At 73.4% G+C, this 21856-nt stretch carries 18 protein-coding genes; 12 read left to right on the top strand and 6 right to left on the bottom strand.

All coding sequences use genetic code 11. From position 1 onward, the window contains the following. Positions 1-28: 28 nt before the first annotated feature. Together LUZ64_RS28105 and LUZ64_RS28100 are read right to left on the bottom strand one after the other, a co-directional pair. Positions 29-2962 carry a SpoIIE family protein phosphatase gene (locus LUZ64_RS28105; protein ID WP_232398906.1) on the bottom strand — a complete coding sequence of 978 codons (2934 nt, stop codon included), beginning with the start codon at positions 2960-2962 and terminating at the stop codon, positions 29-31. A 205-nt stretch (positions 2963-3167) separates the two neighbouring features. Beyond that, positions 3168-4136 (bottom strand): cyclase family protein, encoded by a 969-nt coding sequence (locus LUZ64_RS28100; RefSeq protein WP_095578634.1) that lies wholly within the window; start codon positions 4134-4136, stop codon positions 3168-3170. 229 nt (positions 4137-4365) lie between these two features. Between LUZ64_RS28100 and LUZ64_RS28095 the strand changes: the two genes are divergently transcribed. Continuing rightward, positions 4366-5013 (top strand): DUF5701 family protein, encoded by a 648-nt coding sequence (locus tag LUZ64_RS28095; protein WP_095578635.1) that lies wholly within the window; start codon positions 4366-4368, stop codon positions 5011-5013. On the opposite strand, the gene LUZ64_RS28090 is transcribed toward LUZ64_RS28095, so the two are convergent. Further along, entirely contained in the window at positions 5007-5363 is a 357-nt protein-coding gene (locus tag LUZ64_RS28090) for a DUF805 domain-containing protein (protein ID WP_087929588.1), read from the bottom strand. The two genes, LUZ64_RS28095 and LUZ64_RS28090, sit on opposite strands and share 7 nt — an antisense overlap. Before the next feature lie 381 nt (positions 5364-5744). On the opposite strand from LUZ64_RS28090, the gene LUZ64_RS28085 reads away from it, so the two are divergent. Together LUZ64_RS28085 and LUZ64_RS28080 are read left to right on the top strand one after the other, a co-directional pair. Beyond that, positions 5745-7031, top strand: coding sequence for an MFS transporter (locus LUZ64_RS28085; protein WP_095578636.1), 1287 nt, complete (start codon positions 5745-5747; stop codon positions 7029-7031). Positions 7032-7234: 203 nt separating this feature from the next. Continuing rightward, a complete protein-coding gene (locus tag LUZ64_RS28080; RefSeq protein ID WP_211304904.1) occupies positions 7235-8269 on the top strand; it encodes a sulfotransferase family protein in 1035 nt (344 codons plus the stop codon). Positions 8270-8457: 188 nt separating this feature from the next. On the opposite strand, the gene LUZ64_RS28075 is transcribed toward LUZ64_RS28080, so the two are convergent. Beyond that, positions 8458-9291: an NADPH-dependent F420 reductase gene (locus tag LUZ64_RS28075; protein ID WP_170116635.1), complete on the bottom strand. Its 834-nt coding sequence runs from the start codon at positions 9289-9291 to the stop codon at positions 8458-8460. 217 nt (positions 9292-9508) lie between these two features. On the opposite strand from LUZ64_RS28075, the gene LUZ64_RS28070 reads away from it, so the two are divergent. Together LUZ64_RS28070 and LUZ64_RS28065 are read left to right on the top strand one after the other, a co-directional pair. After that, positions 9509-9712 (top strand): cold-shock protein, encoded by a 204-nt coding sequence (locus tag LUZ64_RS28070; protein ID WP_095578638.1) that lies wholly within the window; start codon positions 9509-9511, stop codon positions 9710-9712. A gap of 551 nt (positions 9713-10263) precedes the next feature. Further along, positions 10264-13221, top strand: a complete 2958-nt coding sequence (locus LUZ64_RS28065) for an NACHT domain-containing protein (RefSeq protein ID WP_232398904.1) — start codon at positions 10264-10266, stop codon at positions 13219-13221. A 132-nt stretch (positions 13222-13353) separates the two neighbouring features. Here LUZ64_RS28065 and LUZ64_RS28060 read toward each other — a convergent pair whose 3' ends face one another. After that, a complete protein-coding gene (locus LUZ64_RS28060) occupies positions 13354-14106 on the bottom strand; it encodes a YoaK family protein (RefSeq protein WP_232398901.1) in 753 nt (250 codons plus the stop codon). Between the two features lie 225 nt (positions 14107-14331). Between LUZ64_RS28060 and LUZ64_RS28055 the strand changes: the two genes are divergently transcribed. The 6 genes from LUZ64_RS28055 (at position 14332) to LUZ64_RS28030 (ending at position 19315) form a co-directional block, all read left to right on the top strand. Further along, positions 14332-15237 (top strand): hypothetical protein, encoded by a 906-nt coding sequence (locus LUZ64_RS28055; protein ID WP_095583160.1) that lies wholly within the window; start codon positions 14332-14334, stop codon positions 15235-15237. A 193-nt stretch (positions 15238-15430) separates the two neighbouring features. Next, positions 15431-16432 (top strand): TRADD-N-associated membrane domain-containing protein, encoded by a 1002-nt coding sequence (locus tag LUZ64_RS28050; RefSeq protein ID WP_095583159.1) that lies wholly within the window; start codon positions 15431-15433, stop codon positions 16430-16432. A 128-nt stretch (positions 16433-16560) separates the two neighbouring features. Further along, complete coding sequence (locus tag LUZ64_RS28045) at positions 16561-17661, top strand: calcium:cation antiporter (RefSeq protein ID WP_095583158.1); 1101 nt, start codon at positions 16561-16563, stop codon at positions 17659-17661. 42 nt (positions 17662-17703) lie between these two features. After that, positions 17704-18075, top strand: a complete 372-nt coding sequence (locus tag LUZ64_RS28040) for an arsenate reductase family protein (RefSeq protein WP_095583157.1) — start codon at positions 17704-17706, stop codon at positions 18073-18075. Between the two features lie 142 nt (positions 18076-18217). Then, the gene (locus LUZ64_RS28035) at positions 18218-18721 is read left to right on the top strand and encodes a phenolic acid decarboxylase (protein ID WP_095583156.1); all 504 of its coding nucleotides are present in this window, start codon (positions 18218-18220) and stop codon (positions 18719-18721) included. An 81-nt stretch (positions 18722-18802) separates the two neighbouring features. Further along, on the top strand, positions 18803-19315 hold the full coding sequence (locus LUZ64_RS28030; RefSeq protein ID WP_211305105.1) for a MarR family winged helix-turn-helix transcriptional regulator: 513 nt from the start codon (positions 18803-18805) through the stop codon (positions 19313-19315). 91 nt (positions 19316-19406) lie between these two features. Here the strand turns inward: LUZ64_RS28030 and LUZ64_RS28025 are convergent, their stop codons facing one another. Beyond that, the gene (locus LUZ64_RS28025; protein WP_107426662.1) at positions 19407-20666 is read right to left on the bottom strand and encodes an alpha/beta hydrolase; all 1260 of its coding nucleotides are present in this window, start codon (positions 20664-20666) and stop codon (positions 19407-19409) included. A 160-nt stretch (positions 20667-20826) separates the two neighbouring features. Here LUZ64_RS28025 and LUZ64_RS28020 point away from each other — a divergent pair, with 160 nt between their 5' ends. After that, positions 20827-21810 (top strand): ArsR family transcriptional regulator, encoded by a 984-nt coding sequence (locus tag LUZ64_RS28020; RefSeq protein WP_095583155.1) that lies wholly within the window; start codon positions 20827-20829, stop codon positions 21808-21810. Positions 21811-21856: the final 46 nt, after the last annotated feature.

Genomic DNA, 21856 nt, shown 5'->3' with positions numbered 1-21856 from the left:
CCCTTTTCTTCCGGTGCCGGATGGGCCGTCAGATGGCGGGGATGTCGTCGAAGGACACCTCGGCCAGGGGCTCCCCGGCCGCGCCGGGCCGCCCGCCGGGGACCTCCAGCGCGCACTCGGCCCAGATGACCTTTCCCTCGGCGGTGTAACGGGTGCCCCAGGCCTGGGAGAGCTGGGCGACGAGGAACAGGCCGCGCCCGCCCTCGTCGGTGGTGGCGGCGTGCCGCAGGTGCGGGGCGGTGCTGCTCCTGTCGGAGACCTCGCAGGTCAGCGTGCGGTCGTAGAGCAGACGCACCCCGATCGGGCCGGTGCCGTAGCGGATCGCGTTGGTGACCAGCTCGCTGAGCAGCAGTTCGACGGCGAAGCCGGCCTCCGTGAGCCCCCAGTCGGCCAGCCGGCGGGTGACGGAACCGCGGACGGTGGAGACGAGCGCCGGATCGGCGGGCAGCTCCCAGGTGGCGATCCGCTGCGGGTCCAGCGCGTGGGTACGGGCGACGAGCAGGGCGATGTCGTCGGCGGGATGCTCGGGCACCACCGCTCGGACCACCGCCTCGCAGGTCTCCTCGGGCGGCCGGTTCGGGTGGGCCAGGGCCCGGCGCAGCTGTTCCAGGGCGGTGTCGAAGTCGCGGTGACGGTCCTCGATGAGCCCGTCCGTGTAGAGGACCAGCTGGCTGCCCTCGGGGAGCGGGAACTCGGCCGTCTCGAAGGGGAGGCCGCCCAGCCCCAGGGGCGGCCCGGCGGGCAGGTCGGGGAAGGCGACGGTCCCGTCGGGGCGCACCAGCGCGGGCGGAGGGTGGCCCGCCCGGGCCATGGCACATCGCTGCGAGGTGGGGTCGTAGATGGCGTAGAGGCAGGTGGCGCCGATGATCCCGGTGTTGCCTGCGGCGGGGTCGTCGCCGCACTCCTCCCGGTCCAGCCGCCCCACGAGGTTGTCGAGGTGGAAGAGGACCTCGTCCGGCGGCAGGTCCAGCTCGGCGAAGTTCCGCGCGGCGGTGCGCAGCCGGCCCATGGTGGCGGCGGCGTGCAGCCCGTGGCCGACGACGTCCCCGACGACGAGGGCGACGCGGGTGCCGGAGAGCGGGATGACGTCGAACCAGTCGCCGCCGACGCCGGACTCGGCCGGCATGTAGCGGTGCGCGACCTCGACGGCGTTCTGCTCGGGGAAGCCGTGCGGCAGCAGGCTGTGCTGGAGGGCGAGGACCATGCTGTGCTCGCGGGTGTACCGGCGGGCGTTGTCGACGCAGATGGCGGCGCGGGTGGCGAGCTCCTGGGCCAGCGAACGGTCGTCGTCCCCGAACGGCGCGGGGTCCCGCGCGCGGTAGAAGCTCGCTATGCCCAGGACGATGCCACGGGCCAGGAGCGGGACGGTGATGAGGGAGTGGACCTCGTGCGCGAGGAGCCGCTGGGCGCGCGCCGGGTCCTGGGAGATCCAGCCGGTGGCCGACCTCAGGTCGGGCTCCAGGACGGTCTCCCCGCTGGTCAGGCAGCGCAGCTGGGGCGTGGTCGGCTTGAGGTCGACCCGCTCGCCGGCCGGGTAGAAGGGGCAGTCCTCGCGGATGCCGTGGACGACCGTGCGGTGCAGGTCCTTGCGGGGGTCGGTCGGTTCGTCGCCGCGCAGCACGGCCTCGGGAAGGTCGATGGTGACGTAGTCGGCCAGGCGCGGCACGGCCATCTCGGCCAGTTCCCGGGCCGTCCGGCTCACGTCCAGGGTGGTCCCGATGCGGGTGCTGGCCTCGGACAGCAGCTCCAGCCGGCGCCGCGCCGCCACCGCGTACTTGCCCACCCCGGGCTCGCCCACCAGCACCAGGCCGCTGGTCGCGGCGCCGGGGGCCTGATCGGTGACGCGGGGTTCCGCGGTGATGCCGGGGGGCGCACCGGGCGGGCGGGCCGTCACATGGGACGGCGGCGGTCCGGACGCGCTGTCCGCGGACGGCGGGGCGGTGGGGGAGAGGTCCCGCCGGGTCAGGAGTCCGGGCGTCTCTTCGGCTCCGGTGGGGATGGTGAGGGGCTGCCGCCGTGAGGGCAGGAGCACCTCGATGGCGACGCCCTGGACCCCGGAGTCGCTCGTGACCGGGCGGCTCAGCAGGGTGACCCGCCGCCCGCCGGGCAGGGACACCTCGACGGCGGCCCGCTGGGCCGAGGAGATCAGCTCGGTGGCCTTCTCCTTGAGGATCATCTGGTCGCGCCAGTCCAGCCCGCTCGCCGCCAGCTCGCCCGGCCCTCCGATGCCGCCCGTGAGACCGGCCGCCACGTCGCCCGCACCGCCGGTCGCCACGCCGCCGGTACCGTCGGCCGGTACGCGGCGCCGGGCGTCGAGGTACGCCCGCAGCAAGGCGCGCTCCCGTGCCGAGCTCTGCTCCAGCAGCCGCCGTTCGATGACACCGGCCGCCCTGCGGATCACGACGTCCAGCGACCCGTCCGCGTCGGTGTACGGGAAGCCGAAGCAGAGGACCCCCTCGATCCGTCCGTTGAGCAGGTCCCGGACGGGAATTGCCGAGCACGCGTTCGACTGCGAGCGTTCGGCGAAGTGCTCGGCGCCGTAGATGCTGACCAGGTGCCGCTCCGCGAGCGCCAGTCCGATGCCGTTGGTCCCGCCGTACTTCTCGGCGAAGACGAACCCCGGGACGCTCTGGATCGGGGCCAGCCGCCGGGCCATCGCGGCGTCGCCGAAGCGGCGTTCCAGCACCGCGCCGCGCTCGTCGGCGAGGGAGATGTTCATGTTCCGGCCGGCGAACATGGCCTCCAGCCGGTCCATCACCGGTCCGGCCGCGCGGACGAGGCGGCCTTCGAGGTCGAGTTCCTCGGTGTAGGGGAGCTCGCACCCGGCGGGCGAGAGGCCCAGGGAGCGGCAGCGCTGCCACGAGCTCAGGATCGGATCGCGCACGGATCCCTCGACCGACCCGCCGCCGAGGAACCGCTCCCGGGCGAGCGCGGGGCCGATGTCCTCCGCCACGAGCCCCATCCGGATCACTTCCCTCGTCGGTACGCGGGTTGTCGGTGCGCGCGCCCATGGCCGCCTGTACGCCGGGGTGGCTGCACGGTTGTTCCATTTTAGAGCTTTGCCCTGATATGGAGGGAGGTGCGGCGGGAGGGGTACGGAGGGACGCCGGGCGCCACCCTCCGTGACGCCCACGCGCCGGTACGCGGCGCGGGACGGCCGGCCGCCGTCACAGGACCGCGACCGGATTGACGGGCGAACCCGTACCGCCCGGTACGTTCAAGGGCGCCGCGACCAGGAGGAACTCGTAGCGCCCCGCCTCGGCGCAGGCGGCGGAGAGCGCTTCGAGGTCGAGGTTGTCCAGCAGCGGTACGCCCATCGCGGCGATCGCGAGCGTGTGGACCGGGGAGCGCAGGCCCTCGACCGGCGAGGGCCGTACGTCGCTGTCGCCGTCGCCGCCGAGGAGGGCGACGCCACGCTCGGCCAGCAGGGGCAGGGCGTCCACGTGGAGGCCCGCGCTCGCGGCGTCGAGGTCCCAGGCGCCCCGCTCCCGGCGGCGCCGGAACCGGCCGGTCCGTAGCAGTACCGCGTCGCCCTCGTCGATCCGGGTGGCGAGCGCCCGCTCCGCGGTGACGACGTCCATGCCGTGCACGGCCTGCCCGGGCTCCAGCCAGGGGACCCCCAGGACGGCGGGGAGGTCGAGGAGCACCCCCTTGGTGACCAGGGGGCCGAGTGCCGAGACGGAGCCGAAGCGGGCGCCGCCCGCGCCGGTCGACTCCCGTGCCGCACCGCCCTCGTAGAGCCGCCCGCGGTAGGCGATGTGGGACAGCGCGTCCAGGTGGCTCACCCCCTTGCCGTGGTAGTCGGCGCCCACGAAGTCCTTGTAGGTGGAGGGCTCCGGGGTCTCCGTGTCGCCCAGGTCGGACATGTAGTGGAGGGCGGGCTTGGCGTTGTCCGGGGCGGGCGCGGTGTCCCACGGCCGTGCCATCGGCACGACCGTCCCGGAGCGGACCAGGGCCGTGGCCCGCAGGACGTGGTCGGCCGTCACCCGGTTCCAGGCGCCGCGGTCGGCGGGTGTCCAGCGGCCCCACGCGCGGACCCTCTCGAAGAGCGCGTCGAACTCCGGGCGGGAGACGGCCGGCCCGTTGCGCGGGCCGGGCGGCGGGGGAGCGGTCGCGCCGCGCGGGTCGTCGTTCATCCGCCGCTCCGGGCTCCGGGATTCCTGTTCATGGTGCCGATGATGGGCCGTAGGCGACCGAACGCGTGGGAGGAGGAGGCGTACGGCGGGGATCCCCGTACAAAAAACGTGCCATGAGGGAATATTGGCAGTGGACATAAAATTATGTCCGTAGTAAGTTTTCCTCTCGTCGGTCCCGGAGGCGGTGCGGGGCCGACCGCTCCAGCCCGTTCAGCAGGAAGGCCCGCACATGACGGTTTTCGACGCCGGTACCGAGTTCGACCGCCAGGTCCGGACGCTGGTCGACCTCACGTACCCGGCCCTCGCGGGCATGGCGGAAGACGCCTTCCGCGGTCTCCTGGAGCCGTTGCGCGAGTCCGTGCTCGCCCGGGCGGCGGCCATGGAACCGCCGGCCGAGGGGCGCGTCCCGTTCCTGATCGTGGTCACCCGCGCGCTCGTGCCCCTCGAAGAGGCGGTGCCGCTGACCACGCTCGCGGGCAAGAGCAAGCCCGGCGTCATCGAGCGCTTCTACAAGCCCGGTGAACTGGAGAGGTTCGTCTCGATCGAGGAACTGGCGCTGCCGGACGGTGCCGTGTACGTCGTCTTCGACGTCGAGCGGGGCGAGGAGTTCTGCGACGTCGTCCCCCTGGACGCCCTGGCGACCGTCGCGGAGCGGAACCGCACCCCCCTCACGATCGAGGAGGGCCTCGCCCTCCTCGTCCAGCACCCGCGGGCGCTGGCCAAGAACAAGTGCTACTCCCTGGCCGGCACCCGCTTCGGCGACCGTCGTGTCCCCGCGCTGTGGATCAGCAAGGGCGCGCCGAAGCTCGGCTGGTGCTGGGAGGGCAACCCCCACACCTGGCTGGGCATGGCCTCGGCGGGCGCCCGGGGTCAGTGAGCCGGCACCTCCTGCGGACTCGGGCCGTACGCGTTCGCGTGCGGCTTGCCCGCGCCCGCCCAGAACACCAGCAGGACGATGAGGCCCACGATCGGGATCAGGATGATCAGCTGCCACCAGCCCGACCGGTCGGTGTCGTGCAGCCGGCGGGTGCCCACGGCGAGCCCGGGAAGGAACACGGCGAGGCTGTACACCGTGCCGAGGAGAGGGTCCGTGCCGAACACGACGTCGAGAACGGCCAGGACGATGCTGATGATGACGTTGATCAGGGTGAACATCCAGAACTCCGGGCGGCCCGCCCGCCCGCTGAACGTCGCGTATTTCTTGAGCACATCCACATACCAGTGCACCTGCGCCCCCAAGAACCACGGCGGGGCCCGTCCTTGTGGACCGAGCCCTCATGGGGAAAGTAGGAGGACGGCGAGGGTCGGTCAACCGTTGCCCGGGAACGCCCGGCGGCGCCCGGACGCCACCGCCGGCCGCCGGTGTGCGCCGGGGTGGGTTCGCGGGGGTAAGTGGAGTGCTCGGCAAGGGTTCTGACAAACCCTTGCCAAAAATTGTCAGACAGACTGAGAAGTTGTAGTAACCATGTTCTAGGGTTGCGGACATGACAGGCGAATGACTCCTGGCTGCTCCGGAACGGCCGCTCCAGGCGGGTCGCGACGCCGGCTCCGCCCGGTAACTCCGCCGCGTCACCGAGGAGATGCCGACCGAACCCTGGAGACCTTCCCGTGCCCGATGTGTCCGACGTGGCCGTCGAAACCCGCCCCGTACGCCGCCGTTCCCGCTTCCTGGCCGACATCACGCCCCTGCGCAGCTCCGTCGACTTCCGCCGGCTCTGGGTCGGGCAGACCGTCTCCTGGGTCGGCCAGCAGATGACCGCCCTCGCGGGCTCCCTCCAGGTCTACGCGATCACCGGCTCCACCTTCTCGGTGGGCATGGTGGGGCTCTGCTCGCTCGTCCCCCTGATCGTCTTCGGCCTGTACGGCGGCGCCGTCGCCGACACCGTCGACCGCCGCGTCCTCGGCCTGGTCAGCGCGACGGGCGCGACCCTGCTGTCCGTGGCGCTCGCCGCGGCGGCCCTGCTCGACCTCCGTCATGTGTGGCTGCTCTACACGATCGTCGCCCTCCAGGCGGTGTGCTTCGCCATGAACAGCCCGGCCCGCAGCGCGATGATCCCGAGACTGCTGCCCAAGGAACAACTCCCCGCCGCCAACGCCCTGTCCTCCCTGACCACCAACCTCGGCCTCATGGGCGGACCCATGCTGGGCGGCGCCATCGTCGGACTCTGGGGCTACCAGGCCGCCTACCTGATCGACGTCGTCGCGTTCTCGGCCTCCCTGTACGCGATGTGGCGCCTGCCCTCGATGCGCCCCGAGGCCCTGGACGGAGGCAAGGCGCCGGGCCGCGCCTCCGTACGCGGCGGCCTCCGCTTCCTCGCCACCCGCCCCAATGTGCGCCTCACGTTCCTCGTCGACCTCGCGGCCATGGTGCTCGCCCAGCCCCGCGCCCTCTTCCCGGCCGTCGCGGGGCTCTGGTACGGCGGCGACACCAAGACCGTCGGCCTGCTCGTCGCGGCACCCGCCGTGGGCGCGGTCCTGGGCGGGCTGTTCTCCGGCTGGCTCGGCCGGATACACCGGCACGGACTCGCCGTTCTGCTCTCCGTCGTCGCCTGGGGCACCGCCATCGCCGTCTTCGGCCTCACCCGCGACCTGTGGCTCGGCCTCCTCTTCCTCGCACTCGCCGGATGCGCCGACTCCATATCCGCGGTCTTCCGCACCACCATGCTCCAGACGGCCACCCCCGACGACATGCGGGGCCGCCTCCAGGGCGTCTTCCTCGTCGTGGTCGCGGGCGGGCCCCGGCTGGGCGACTTCCTCGCGGGATCCGTCGCGGACCTGGCCTCCCCGCACCGGGCGGTCTTCGGCGGCGGTGTCGCCTGCGTCGTGGCGGTCGCGCTCATCGCCCTGAAGCGGCGCGGTTTCGCACGCTACGACGCGCGGTCGCCGCAGCCTTGAGCCACTGCGACAGCGGGCACGGACCGGGCCGGAAGGCCCGGCCGCTCCGGCGTTCGCCGCTCCGGCGTCCGACGGCACCGAAGAACCGCGCGCGGACCGGTGCCGTTTGCCGCCGACAGGGCGGGGAAGGCTGCACCGGCCCACCCGGGCCCCGGGAACAGGTGACGACCCTGCCGCCGCCCCGGAGAGGAAAGGAGCCGACCGTGCGCACGCTGACCTTCGTCGTCGGTACGGGCCGCAGCGGTTCGACCGCGCTGTCCCGGATCCTCAACGCCCATCCGGACATCCTCAGCCTCAACGAGTTCATGGCCTCCGTCGGCGACACCGCCTTCCCCGAAGAAGAGCTGACCGGTGAGGAGTTCTGGCAGCGCCTCGCCATGCCGACCCCGTACTTCGCGACCATGATCCGCAGCGGCGTCATGATGCCGGAGTTCCTCTACACCCGGCGCCCGGGCCGGTACGCGGCGGAGACCACCGGCATCCCCGGGCTCTCCCTCATGGTGCTGCCCCACCTCACCGATGACCCGGACGGCCTCCTCGACGAACTCCGGGAGACGGTCGTCCACCGCCCCCGGCGGAGCGCGCCCGACCACCACCGGGCCCTGTTCGGCACGCTGTGCGCGAAGTTCGGGCGTACGGCCGTCGTGGAGCGGTCCGGGTACTCCACGGCCTGGGTGCCGCGCCTGAGGGCCGCGTTCCCCGAGGCCCGGTTCGTGCACATGCACAGGGACGGGCCCGACTGCGCGCTGTCCATGAGCCGTCACCCCGGATACCGGATGATCTTCCTCTGGAAGGAGATCAAGGAACTCGCCGGAGTCGGGGACTTCGCCGACCTGACCGAGGAACACGTGAAGTCGCTGCCACCGGACCTCGCGCCCCTCCTCGGCGAGCGCTTCGACCCCGCCCTGGTGCGCGACCGGGCCCTGCCGCTCCCGGAGTTCGGCACCCTGTGGTCCGAACTCGTCACCGAGGCGACCGACCACCTCGCCCCCCTTCCCGAGGAGCACCGGACCACGCTCGCCTACGAGCACCTCCTCGACGCGCCCCGGGAGGAACTGGCGCGGCTCGCCGCGTTCGTCGGCGTCGAACCGCTCCCGCGATGGCTGGACCACGGGCGCGACCTGCTCGACAGCGGTCGGCGCGGCGCCGCGCTGAGCCTGCCCGACCGCGAACTCGCCGAACTCAGGGAGCGGTGCGCACCGGGCACGCGCACCCTGGCGGGAACGCGGACGCGGTGACGGCACCGCCCGGCCGGGGTGCCGGTGCCCGCCGGACGGTGGGCCGCGCCGGAGAGCGCGCTCTCCGCCCGTGACGTCACCCTGCCGCGGGCCTCGGCCGGTGCCGGAGGGCGGTGACGTCCGGGCCGCTCCGGTCCGTTCCCGCGCGGTCCGACGTCCGCGCCGCCCCCTCGTGAGCCCCGGCCCGCCTACGCGCGGAACGTGTCCGGCCGCTCCGGGGACGCCTCCGCGAGGGCCTTGGTGACGCCCTCGACGCCCGCGCGGAGACCGTAGACGGGGGTGTCGGGCTGCTGGCGCCAGGAGTCCTCGATGCCGCCGGCGTCGACGGTGTCAAAGCCCAGCTCGTCGACCAGCTCGCGGACGAGGCGCTTGGCGGCCTCGTCGTCGCCGGCCACCGGTACGGCGAGCCGCCCGGGGTCGCCCTTGGGCAGCGGCTTGTCGAGGAGGTCCTGGGCGTACGTGCCGTTGAACACCTTGACGACGGGGTGCCCGAGATGCCGCTCGGTCCAGCGGCTCTCCGGCAGACCGGCCTCGATGGCCGTGATCAGGCCGTCCCTCTCCTTCGGGTAGTAGTTGTTGGTGTCGATCACCGCGAAGCCCTCCGCGGCCTCGTCGAACAGCCCGGACGGCAGGTCCGGTACGGCCTTGAGGGGGACGGTGACCACGACCACCGAGGCACCGCGCGCCGCCTCGGCCGCGGTGACGGGCGTGGCGCCGGTCTCCTCGGCGAGCGCGGCGAGGGTGTGCGGGCCGCGCGAATTGGCGACGGAGACCTCGTGGCCGAGCGCCGTGAGCCGTCGTACGAGGTTGCCGCCGATGTTGCCGGCGCCGATGATGCCGATCTTCATGGGGAGTCCTTCCGGAGGCCGTGACCGTGTGTCGTGCCAGGCCACAACCGTGCGGGCGCGGGCCCTATTCCGGCTTCCCGGCCGCCCGGCCCGAGGCCCTCCGGCTCCCTCTCGCGCGCGTGCAGAAAATCGGTGTCTTGTACAGGGGTAATTTTTTTTACGGCGCGGCGGCATCGGTGAATTTTCTTACCCCGCCCGGCGGCCCGCATCGTGCTAGTGTGGATCCAGTTGCAGTTGTGGTTTCCCAAGGACTTCAAATGCGCTTCCTGGCCCCGGTGGGCCGGTGAGTGCGCTTTTTGTTTTTCCGGTGCTTTTCCGCCCGGGGCGATCATCGCGGCGACGCGAGGCGCGCACAGTGTGCGCCTCGGGCACTGCCCCGAAGGAGATTGACATGGCTACTGGCACCGTGAAGTGGTTCAACGCCGAAAAGGGCTTCGGCTTCATCGAGCAGGACGGTGGCGGCCCCGACGTCTTCGCCCACTACTCGAACATCGCCACCCAGGGCTTCCGTGAGCTCCAGGAAGGCCAGAAGGTGACCTTCGACGTCACGCAGGGCCAGAAGGGCCCGCAGGCCGAGAACATCGTTCCCGCCTGACGTCTCCGCGTACGGCGTAGCTGGGGCCCGCACCTTGGTGCGGGCCCCAGCTCGTTGTTTTTGCGGCCCGGCCGACCCGAACCGATTCATCCGGTTCCGTACTGCCAGTATCAGTACCCCACGGCCGTATCCTGCCCGTTGCCCCGCAGGTTTTCCTGGCGGGGCACGGAAAATTCTCCTTTCCGCCATGCGGTGGAAATCCGCCCGCCGACCGGGCTTCACTTTCGTTATTCCGGATCGTTCTTGCGACCCTGTGCGCGCTCACCGCTGCCCGGAATTCCTCGTGAGCGGACGTCAGCGGGTCTCCGCCGCCGGTCCTCCGGCCGGCCGTGGCACCGGACCCGGGCGGCGTAGGGGCCGCGGGGCGCTGACGAGGGGATCCGGCACCGAGGCTCCGCGGGGCGGCCCGTACGCACACCGTCGCCGATTTGTCAGCCTTACCGCTGATTCGTTACGGAGGCGCGCCGCTCGTCGTTGACAGATCGAGCAGGGGTGCGGCGCACGTCGTGCACCGATTCGGTCGAGCGGATGTGCGGAAGGCGGTGCGTCGGATGAACCGGCGGCAGTGGTGGTGGGTGGGAGCCGTCGCCGCGACGGGGGCGCTGCTCGCCGTGGTCGTCGCGGCGCACGGCCTCGAACTCGGGAACCAGGCGGCCTCGATCCTCGCCCTGCTGGTCTCCGTGGCGGGGCTCGGCCGGGAGACCGCGCGCGGTGCCGCGGACGAGGCGTCCGTGAGCGGCCGCGCCGAGCACCTCGACCGCACCGCCCGCGACCTGGCCGAGGCGGTCGGCGAACAGTGGCGGGCGGAGGCCCGGCTGCGCCGCCTCCAGGACCCCGAACCCCTCCCCGTCCGGTGGACCGCGGCGGAACCGCACCTGTCCGACCACTGGGACAACGTCACCGCGGGCGCCGCCGAACCGCCCGACATGACCTCGGCGCTCCGGGGCCACCTCGGTCAGGTCGCCGACGCCTACGCGCGGGTGCCCTCCCGGCGCCTCGTCGTGCTGGGCGAACCCGGCGCGGGGAAGACCGTCCTGCTCCTCCAGCTCGCCCTCGACCTGCTGGCCGGGCGCCGCCCGGACGACCCGGTCCCGGTGGTCTTCGGCCTCGCCACCTGGGACCCGCGCACCCGGAGCCTGTCCGACTGGCTGGAGGAACGGCTGATCGCGGGCTACCCCGCCACGGCGGTACGGGACCCCGCCGGTGTCACCCGGGCCCGCCGCCTGCTCGAACTCGGCAGGGTGCTGCCCCTCCTCGACGGCCTCGACGAACTCCCGGCACCGCTGCGCCCGCAGGCCGTCCACGCCCTGAACCGCGACCTCGGCCGCGGCGACCCGATGGTGCTCACCTGCCGGGCCCGGGACTACGCCGACCTCGTGACGACCGCCGACGTGATCACCTCCGCAGCCGTGGTCGAACTGCGCCCGCTGTCGTGGGAGACCGTCGGCGCGTACCTCACCCGCACCGCGCCCCCGCGGCCGGGAGGCACGGCGGAGACCGCGTGGGCGCCCGTCCTGCGCGAAGTGGAGCAGGACCCCAGGGACGCCGTCTGCCGCACGCTGCGCGCCGTGCTCGGCAGCCCGCTGATGGTGGGACTGGCGCGCGCCGTCCACAGCGACACCTCGGCCGACCCCCGGACGCTCCTGGAACGGCGGTTCGCCGACCCGGCCGTTCTGGAGGCCCACCTCCTCGACGGGTTCGTGCCCGCCGCCTACGGCGACCTCCCCGACGCCCCGGAGGCCCACGGCCCGGACGGCACGATCGCGCGCCTCGCCTTCCTCGCCCACCACATGCAGCGGCGCGGCACCCGCGACCTGGCCTGGTGGGAGCTGCCGCCCGGAACCCCGCGCGGCCTCGGCGCGCTCACCAGGATCCTGCTGATACTGCCCGTCGCCCTGCTCGCCTCCTACCTGGTCGCGCCCGGCGCCGGCGGCGGACTGCTCTGCCTGGAAGCGGCCGCCTTCGTCGCCGGCATGGGCGGCACCCACCGGCTGCTCTCCTACGTGACGGCGCCCGGGGCCACGCGGGACCGCGGGCGGCTCGCGCCGCGCGTCCTGGCGTGCGGCACCGTGCTCGTCGGCCTGGGCGCCCTCACCGGGGCGTTCCGCCCGCTCACCTACGAATCCGGGGAGTCCGGCTACTGGGACCCCCAGACCCACCCGACGAACCTCGTCCTGCAACTGGCGCTGCTCGGCGTCGCGAGCGCGACTCTCGTACGTGCCATGGGCATCTCGTACACCCCCACCGCCCTCTCCCGCGCCTTCAGGGCCTCCCACCGGAGCAGGGCCGAGCAGCTCCGGCGCCTGCTGCGGATCGTCCCGGTGGCACTCGCCGCCGGACTGGCGGCCGGTCTGGTGACCGGTGCCGTGTTCGGCGCCGCCCAGGCCGCGGTCACGGTCGCCAGGGCCTCGGCGCACCACGGGCTGCCCGCCACCGGTACCCGCCACGTCGCCCCCGACGGCTCCCGCTACACCAGGACACCGGACGGCTGGCGCTACGGGCGGCTCCCCGACGGCACACGTTACGTCGAGATCCCCCGGCCGGTCAGCGGGGCGCTGACGCGCGACGGCGACGGCGTGCCGCACCTGTGGGACGGGACGAGGCTGCGCGGCGATGTCGGGCGGTGGGAGAGGGTGCTGCGCACCGAGGCCGTGAACTGCCCCCGCCCGGCCGCCTCCTGTACGCGGTACGCGGGCCACGTCAGGCTCCTGCTCTTCTCCAAGGGGTTCCGCAGCGGCCGGGTGACCCTCGTGGCCGGCAAGGGCGTGCGGGAGTCCCCGGCGGTCGAGTGGTATCTGAACCTGCCGGCCGTGAGGGAAGCCGGCGGGCCCGTACCGGCGGACCCGGACGCGTCACCCGGCGAACTCGCCCCGACACCCGTGCGCTTCGCTCCCGGAGGCCCGGTCCAGGAGTGGCAGGAACGCGCGCCGCGCCGCGTGCTCGCCGCGCACGCCGTGGACAACTCCGTCCGCGGGCAGCTGACCGTCGGACTGGTCGTGGGCCTCGCGGCCGGCCTCCGCCGCTGGCTGTCCGCGCCGGCCGACGTCGCCCGGGCCACCAGCCCGGCGGGGAGTCTGCACGGCGACCGCAGAGCGGCGCTGATCCGCAGCCTCGTCGTCGCGGCGCTGACCGCCGTGTTCCTGGTCTGGCACGTCTGGCGCTACGGAGGGGTCCAGTCCGGTTATGTGCCGCCGGCGTTCGGCCTGTTCGACCGCGGTGTGGCCTTCGCCATGGCCCTGCCCGCCGGCCCGATCTGCCTCTACGTGACCGCGTGGGGCCGCTATATGACGGCGCGGGTCTGGCTGGCCGCGACCGGGCGGCTGCCCTGGCGGCTGATGGGCTTCCTGGCCGAGGCGCACGCGCGAGGGGTGCTGCGGCAGGTGGGGGCGGTGTACCAGTTCCGGCACGCCCGGTTGCAGGAGCGGCTGGCGGCCGGGGGCGCGGTGCGGGACATCCCGGGGGCGCGGGACGGGAGGACGGGGGACCGGCGGCCGAGCGCGGTGGGGTGAGGGGCCGGTCCCCGCCGGGGGTTCGTCCTCGCAGGGCCTCCGCGGGGGTTCGTCCTCACAGGACACCCGCGGGTTCGTCCTCACAGGGTCCCCGCGGGGTTCGTCCTCACCGGGTTCCCGCGGGGTTCGTCCTCACCCCGTCCCTTCCCCAACGGGGCTTCGCCCCGGCCCCGGCCCCGGCCCTCGGCCGCCGGACGGACCGGGAGCGGTGGCGAACGCCAGGCACACCAGCAGAACCACGACCGGCACCAGCGCCGCCCCGGGCCCCGGGCCGAGCTGGAGGAGGGCTCCGCACAGCGCGCCGGTGAACATCGCGGCGACGGCCACGAGCCGACGCGTGGTGGCGGGGCCCGGCGGGTCGGCGGTGAGACCGGTGACCGCCCTGGTGAGGACCGTCGTGGTGAAGTCGGGGACGGCCAGCCGGCGGACGACGGCGTTCTGCATGCCCATGCCGACGGCCAGGAGGGCGGTGAGCACCGTCCGGACGCCGTACGGCCGGTGGCCCGCGGCGAGGGCCACGGCCAGGGCGGCCGCGGTGAACACGGCGTGGGCGGTGGTGACGGTGGTGAACAGCCGCCCGGGGTCCCCGAGGCGCCGGCCCAGACGGCCCGTCGCCCAGGCCCCGGCCATGAAGCTTCCGACGGCCACCAGGGACGACCCGGCGGACAGGTTCGCCGCTCCGGCCAGGGCGAACCCCAGGAAGACGACGTTCCCCGTCATGTTGGCGACGAAGACGTGACCCAGACCGAGGAAGCTGACGGCGTCCACGATGCCCGTGACGACCGTCAGCAGGACGAATACGGCCGGCAGCGCGCCGTACTGGTTGGTGCCACCGGGGAAGAGACGGTCGGAGGCCCGGTGCAGCGTGCCTTGCATGCGGTTCATACCTTCTCTTCGGCGGGCGTCGGGCACGGCACGAGCCGGGGGCCCGTATCCACCGGGACACGCGAGACGGGAGGAGGCGGGGGAGACGTCAGGGGACGCGGGCTCGGTGACATCGTCCGCGTCGTGTATCGGGACGGTAACCGGCTGAGGCGGTCGCGGAGCCGGCTCCGTACAGGGGGACGACGGCACCGGTCCGGTCCGGGGCCACGACTGGGGGGATCTCTCATGTTCCGCAAGCACACCGCAGCGCTCGTGACGTCGGCCGCCCTCGGAGCCCTGCTGCTCACCGCGTGCGGCGGCGGTGACGACAAGGAATCCTCGGCGCCGGCCGGCGCGACCGCCGCCCAGGACCGGGCGAACGCCACCGGACAGGACCTGAACTTCCTCAGCGGCACCGCGAAGAAGAACAACGCCCCGGCCATGACCGGCGACTGGGCGAACGACCCGGGGAAGCCCGCGGTCAAGCCGGAGGCGACCCGGTGGACGCAGCTCACCGCGTCCAGGGCCGGGGCGCTCGACCCGGTGGTCGTCAACGGCGCGGGCTTCACCCTCTACCGTTTCGACAAGGACACGGCGAGCCCGTCGAAGTCCACGTGCGACGGCGCGTGCGCGGTCACCTGGCCGCCGGTCGTCGTCGCGCCCGGCGGCAAGATCTTCCTCGACGGGGTCGACAGGTCGAAGGTCGGCGTAGTCAAGCGGGCCGACGGCACCCGCCAGGTCACGATCGGCGGCTGGCCGGTCTACCGCTTCGCCAAGGACACCAAGCCGGGCGACACCAAGGGGCAGGGCGTCGGGGGCACGTGGTTCGGTGTCACCCCCGACGGCAAGAAGGCCGGTAAGGGGGCCGCGTCCGGATCCGGGGCCGCGGGCACGGGTGCCCAGGCGGGGGCCGCCACCAGCGTCGTCCTCTTCGACGAGCGGGCCTTCGGCGACCCGTCCCAGGGCCTGGCGGGCAAGGGCTGCCGGAACGTCGCGCGCGACGACGTCGCGTCGTCCCTCCAGGCCCGGGGCAGCCTCAAGATCTGGTCCGAGCGCGACTGCACCGGCCGGTCCAAGGTCGTCAGCGGCGACGTCGCCGACCTCGCCGCCCTCGGCTTCGACAACACCGTCTCCTCGGTCTTCTTCGGCTGAACCACCGGCGGTCGGCCCTGACCTCGCACCACGGGGAAAGCGGATCCGCCGGGTGCCGCGCACCCGGCGGATCCGCCACGGCCGGCCCGCAGCAGGGCCCCGCCGGTCGGAGCCGCGATCGCGGGATCCCTCCGCAAGGACGAGAATGGATGTACCCACCCTCCTGCACGGTCAAGGGAAGGGGAGGGCCGCAATGGGCAGATTCAGGTCGCCGGGACGACGCAAGGACCTCCCGCCGATCGACCTCCCGCCGATCGAGGACGCCGGAGGGGATAACGTCCCCGGCGAGCCCGAGAAGCCCGGATCCGAGCCCGGGACATCCGGATCCGAACCCGGGGCACCCGGATTTCCGCGCGACCCCGAACTGCACGCCTGGGTGGCGGAGCGCGTCGAGGTCCTCGACGCGCGCCGGGTCGGACTCAAGGACAGGCGCTCCCGCAGGCTCATCATCGGGGTCGTTCTCGTGGCCGTCGGGTGCCTGGCCACCGTCGGCATGGTCATCCTGTACGTGACCCTCGACAAGGAAACGCGCCCCCTCACCATTCCGATCGTGCTGTACGGCCTGCTGGTCACGGCGCTGGGCGGCTTTATGCTGTCGTCCGCGGGTGAAGTGACGGTGGACATACAGAACATCGACGACGAGAAGGACCTCGTCGACTTCGAGCGCCAGCCCGTGGACCTGTTCGCCTACAAGCTCTTCCGGCTGAACCAGCTACAGGTGAAGCGGCATCAGAGCCAGACCCTGTCGCAGGGGCGCATCATCTTCCTCTTCGGCCTGTTCTGCATCCTGCTGGGCTTCGTCATCATCGCGTACAGCCTCAAACAGGTCAGCGGCTCCGAGGAAGCGGACACCTCGGCCAAACTGATCACCGGTGGGGTGGGCGCGGTCGCCGGCATCCTGACGAATTTCGTCGCGTACATCTTCCTGAGGATGTTCCAGGAGACCTCCAAGAGGCTGACGGCGCAGCAGGACCGGCTGGTCACCACCCACTATCTGCACTTCGGCAACTACCTCGCCGCCAGGATCTCCGGGGACGACGCCCTGCGCAACGAGACCCTGAGCTCCATGGCCAAGTCCCTGGCCGGTTCGTGCAAGAGCGGCAGGGAGCCCGCCGAGGCGGAACCGCCGGCCGACGAGCTGAAGACGCCCCGCCCGCATCCGGCCCCGCCGGGGCCTCCGGGCGACGGAGGGTGAAGAGGCGCGACGGGCGGGCCGGCGGCGGAAGCGGGCGTCGTCGCCGTGCGGAAACCCGGCCTCGGTGACCGTAGCGGCATCAAGCGCCCTGAAACGGTCCTCATGGGGCAATCTGCGAAGATCGTCCCATGAACCTTCGGCTCCGCTCGTACGCCCGGCACTGGCCCACCCTCGCACCGGTCCTCGCGGCCGCCGTGCTCGCCCTGACCTGGGGGCGCTCACTGCCCACCGGAATGGTGGTCCTGGTCAGCTGCTGTCTGGCCGCCGCGGTGCTGTCCGCCGTGCACCACGCGGAGGTGATCGCGCACCGGGTCGGCGAACCCTTCGGCTCGCTGGTCCTGGCCATCGCCGTGACCATCATCGAAGTGGCCCTCATCGTGACGCTGATGGCCGACGGCGGCGACAAGAGCAGCACGCTCGCCCGGGACACGGTCTTCGCCGCCGTGATGATCACCTGTAACGGCATCGTCGGCCTGTCCCTGCTGGTGGGCGCGCTCAAACGCCGGGTCGCGGTGTTCAACGCCGAGGGCACCGGAGCGGCCTTCGGCACGGTGGCCACGCTCGCCGGCCTGAGCCTGGTCCTGCCGACCTTCACCACCAGCACCCCGGGGTCGCGGTTCTCCCCGGCGCAGCTCGTCTTCGCGGCCGTCGCCGCGCTGATCCTCTACGGGCTGTTCGTGGCCACCCAGACCGTCCGGCACCGCGACTACTTCCTGCCCGTGACCGCCGAGGGCGACGTCATCGACGCCGACGACCACGCCGACCCGCCGTCCGCCCGCGCCGCCCTGACCAGCCTCGGCCTCCTCGCCGTCGCCCTGATCGCGGTGGTCGGCCTGGCCAAGGGGGTCTCGCCGACCATCGAGTCCGGGGTGGCCGCCGCCGGACTGCCCGCCTCCGTCGTCGGTGTCGTCATCGCGCTGCTGGTCCTCCTGCCCGAGACGATCGCGGCCGTGCGCGCCGCCCGCCGCGACCGGGTCCAGACCAGCCTCAACCTCGGCCTCGGCTCGGCCATGGCCAGCATCGGCCTGACCATCCCCGCGGTGGCGGTGGCCTCCGTTTGGCTGGAGGGCCCGCTCGTCCTCGGTCTCGGCGCGACCCATATGGTGCTGCTCGCCCTCACGGTCGTCGTCGGCACCCTCACGGTGATCCCGGGCCGCGCCACACCGCTCCAGGGCGGGGTGCACCTCTCCCTCCTGGCGGCCTACATCGTCCTCGCCGTCAGTCCCTGACGCCCCCGGGGCGCCCCGCCGCCCCGCGATACCGTGTGCGCCATGGAGATCTGGATCAATCCCGCCTGTTCCAAGTGCCGCAGCGCGGTCGGTCTGCTGGACGCGGAAGGCGCGGAGTACACCGTGCGCCGCTACCTGGAGGACGTGCCGGACGAGGACGAGATCCGCGCCGTGCTCGGCCGGCTCGGGCTGGAGCCGTGGGACATCACGCGCACGCAGGAGGCGGAGGCGAAGGAGCTCGGCCTCAAGAGCTGGCCCCGCGACGAGTCGGCGCGGGACCGCTGGGTCGCCGCGCTGGCCGCCCACCCCCGGCTGATCCAGCGCCCCCTCATCACGGCGGACGACGGCTCGGCCGTGGTCGCCCGCACGGAGGAGGCGGTGCGCGAGGCGCTGGCGAGGTCCCCGCGAGGCTGACCGCGACCCGCGCCGAAGGGCCCGTACGGCACACGCCGTACGGGCCCTTCGCGTTCCCGCCGCCCCCTGCCCATTGAGTTGACGTATCAACCATTCGCTCGTAACGTCAAGGTTGACACATCAACCCAAGGAGGGGTTACCGATGACCCGAGAGATCCGTGGAACCCGGGGAGCAGCCCGGGCGATCCGGGGAGACCGCCGCCCGGCCGCACGGCTCGGCGCGGGAGCGCTGCTGGCCGTGACGCTGCTGGGCCTGAGCCCGGTCGTCGCCCAGGCCGCGTCGGACCGGACGCCGGACACACACCCGGCGACCCGGTCGGACGCGCCGAGATTCGCCGACCGCACCCTGCGCGTCTCCTACGACAACGGCTTCGTGTTCGAGCTGCGCTTCGAGGGTGCCCGCACCGCCCATTGGAAGGTCGTCGCCGGACAGGACCCCGCGGGCGGCACGGTCCGGGTCGAATACCGTCAGGAGGCGCCGGGCGTCTACCGCCTGAAGTGGACCGAGGCCGACGGCACGACGGTCGAGCAGGTGCAGAACTGGCGCGACCGCACCGTCAGGGCGGTCATCGAATTCGACAATGCCGGGACCAGGGAGCGCACGGAGCTCCAGGGCACCTTCACGTCCGTCAAGAACGGATGCTGAGCCTTTTACGGGCCCCGGGCCGGTCCTGCCCGAACGGGTCCGGAATAGGTGGCGGATCAATCCCTTCATTAGGGTGCTGCCGTGAATGAACCGAAGTGGCTGGACCGGGACGAGATGCGGGCCTGGCGCGGGTACGTCGCCATGAGCGAAATGCTCGAGGCGCGCCTGGGCCAGGACCTCCGCAAGGTCGGCCTGTCGAGCGCCGACTACACCGTCCTCGTCCTGCTCTCCGAGGCGCCCGGGCACCGGATGGGCCTCAGCGACCTGTGCGCCGAGGCCCAGTGGTCCAAGAGCCGGGTCTCCCACCAGATCCGGCGGATGCAGGAGCGCGGCCTGGTGACGCGCGAGGGCGACGCGGACGACCCGCGCCGGGCCCGGGCCGCCCTGACCGGCAGCGGGGCGGAGGCCCTGCGGGTCGCGGCGCCGGTGCACGTGGAGGGCGTACGGGGTTACCTGCTGGACCATCTGACGCGTGAGCAGCAGGCGCATCTGGTGGACATCGCGCGGAGCGTGCTGCCGCACCTGAGCTCCGCGCCCCTGCCGCCGGAACTCCGGAGTGAGGACCGGTCCGGGGCGGAACCGCCGGAGCGGTGAGGGCCCGACCGGGAGGATCCGTGGGCGTCCGGGGAATCCGTGGGAGCCCGTGGACGTCCGGGAAAGCCGGTAGAGCCCGGGAGCCCGGGAGCTACGCCGCCCACCGGTCGAAGAACGATCCCACGAGCCCCCGCACCAGCGGCACCGACTCCGCCGCCCCCATGGCCCCCACCATCCGCACCCGGTCCTCCCTCGTCATCAGCCCCGCCTCGTGCAGCCGCGCCACCACCGGCCCGTAGTCCGTGAACACCCAGTGCCCGGCCCCCTCGATCCGCCGTCGCCGGACGTGGCGCCCCGGGTGGGCCGCCGCGGCCGACCAGGAACGCTCCAGCGCCTCCTGGTCCGCGAAGCCGTCGGTGCCCAGCAGGAGCAGCGGCCGGTCCACCCCGTACCGCGCGACCGGGAACAACTCACCCTCCCGGCCGGGCGCCTGCGGAGGGTGGTCCAGATACCCCTCCATACAGACGGCCGCCCCGATGCGACGGTCCTCGTACAGCGCCTGGGCCACGGCCGTGCCCCCGGCCGAGTGCCCGTACGCCCCCACCCGCCGGAGGTCCAGGGCCCGGCCGAGACCGTCCGGCAGCGGCCGCCCCGCCGCGTCCGGGTTCCCGCCCGCCGCCAGGACCCCCAACCGGTCCAGGACGAACCGGAGGTCCGCGACACGGGCGCCGATCGCGGTCCGGAAGAGACCGGGGTCCTTCCGGGGGTCTCCTTCGAAGACGGTCGTCCGCACCTTCTTCCGCCACGCCGTACGGGCCGGGAAGTCGACCTCGCTCGCGTCGCCGGGGTGGTCGACGGTCACCACGACACGGCCGCGGCTCGCCAGTTCCTCCGCGAGCCCGGTGCCCAGCGTGCGCGGATCGGCGCCTCCCGGGCTGTACAGCAGCACCGGGCGCCGTCCGGGCAGCGCGGGCGCGTCCGTGTGCGCGTGGGTCGAGGCCGCCGCCCAGTCCACCCCTGACGTCGGCAGTCCGGGGTGCACGGCGGGGTCGAGCACCGCGAACGTGGCGGCGGCGTCGGCGGTCATCCGAGGTGCCACCGGACGGCCGCGGACGTCGCGGGCCGGGTAGAAGACCGTCACCATCAGCTCCCGCACCGCGATCGCGGGCGCCCAAGGGTCGCGCCTGCCCCTGTCGACCAGGTGCAGCGCGGCGACCCCGAGCGGGTACGGGCCGGTCGGCGCCGGCAGCCGCGGGACGACGCCGCCCATGACGCGGGCCCGAGCCGCCGCACTGCCCGTGCCGCCCGTCACCACCAGCGCGGCACCCGCTACGGCCGCCTTCGCGACGGCCCGCCGGCCCACCCCGGTGGCCCCCGCGCGCCCGCCGTCGCCGAGCTCTCCGTGGAACATGGTCCTCCCCTTCGCGCCGCTGTGACGCCGGTCCTTGTGCCGGGCGCCGGCCCCCTGAGTGAATGACGAGGGCATGACCTGAATGCTGGTGCGGGCGGGGCGCGCGGGCGATCCTTCAGGCCCTGCCCGAAACGATGGCGCGGCCCCGGCGGGGAGCGTAGTGATCCGGATCCACCTCACGGCCGAGGACTTCGCCCGGGTCCGGTTCGCGGCCCGGCCGGCCCCCTTGCAGGAGCTGAACGCGGCGCTCACCATGCTGTTCGACCACGGCGACGCGCTGCTCTTCGGCCGCTGGCGACGGCGGCTGTTCCACTCCCTGCCGGCCGCCGCCGAGCCGTTCGGCGACCTGGTGCCCGGGCGGGAGGCCCCCGCCTTCGTCGACGTGTTCGCCGACTCGCTCGAGGACGGCCTCGAAAGCGTCCGCGCCGTACCACCGGACCTGGTACGGAGCGAGATCGAGCGGGTGTACGCCGGGCACGCGCCGGCCCCGCCCTGGGTCCGTGAGCTGCACCGGGGCGACGCCGACGCGTGGCGGATCCTCCACCGCGCCCAGCGCGCGGCCTTCGAGACGGTGCTGCGCCCCGTGTGGCCCCTGGTGCAGGACCTGCACCACGCGGAGTTCACCCGGCACGCCCTGGCCGTGGCCGAGCACGGCGTCGGGGCCGCGCTCGCCACGCTCGTCCCCGGCACCCGGCTGCGCGGGGCCGTCTGGGAGTGGGAGGCGCCCGGGGAACGGGACGTCCGGCCGCGCGGCCGGGGCGTACTGCTCCTGCCGACCTTCCACTGGACCGGCCGTCCCCTGCTCTCCGACCTGCCCGGCCGGCCGGTCGTCGTGACCTATCCGGCCGGTACGGGCCTGCCGCCGGAACCCGCCGGGGCGGGCGGCGCCGGTGACGCGCTCGCCGGGGTGCTCGGGCGGACCCGCGCCGACGCCCTGCTCCTGCTCGAGGACGAGCACACCACCGGCGGGCTCGCCCGCCGCCTGGGCGTCAGCGGAGCCACCGCGTCCGCCCACGCCGCCGCGCTGCGCGGTGCGGGACTGGTCAGCACGGTCCGCGCCGGACGGGCGGTGCTGCACCGCCGCACCGCCCTGGGGAGCCTGCTCGTCCGGAGGGGCGACGGGGCGCGGAACGGACGGGCCTGACCGGCGGTAATGGCATGCTCACAGGGGTAATGGGGCGCCCGCTCGC

This window comes from Streptomyces albireticuli (assembly GCF_021228125.1).
Classification (GTDB): Bacteria; Actinomycetota; Actinomycetes; order Streptomycetales; family Streptomycetaceae; genus Streptomyces; species Streptomyces albireticuli.
This window is presented reverse-complemented; position numbering and strand designations above follow the sequence as displayed.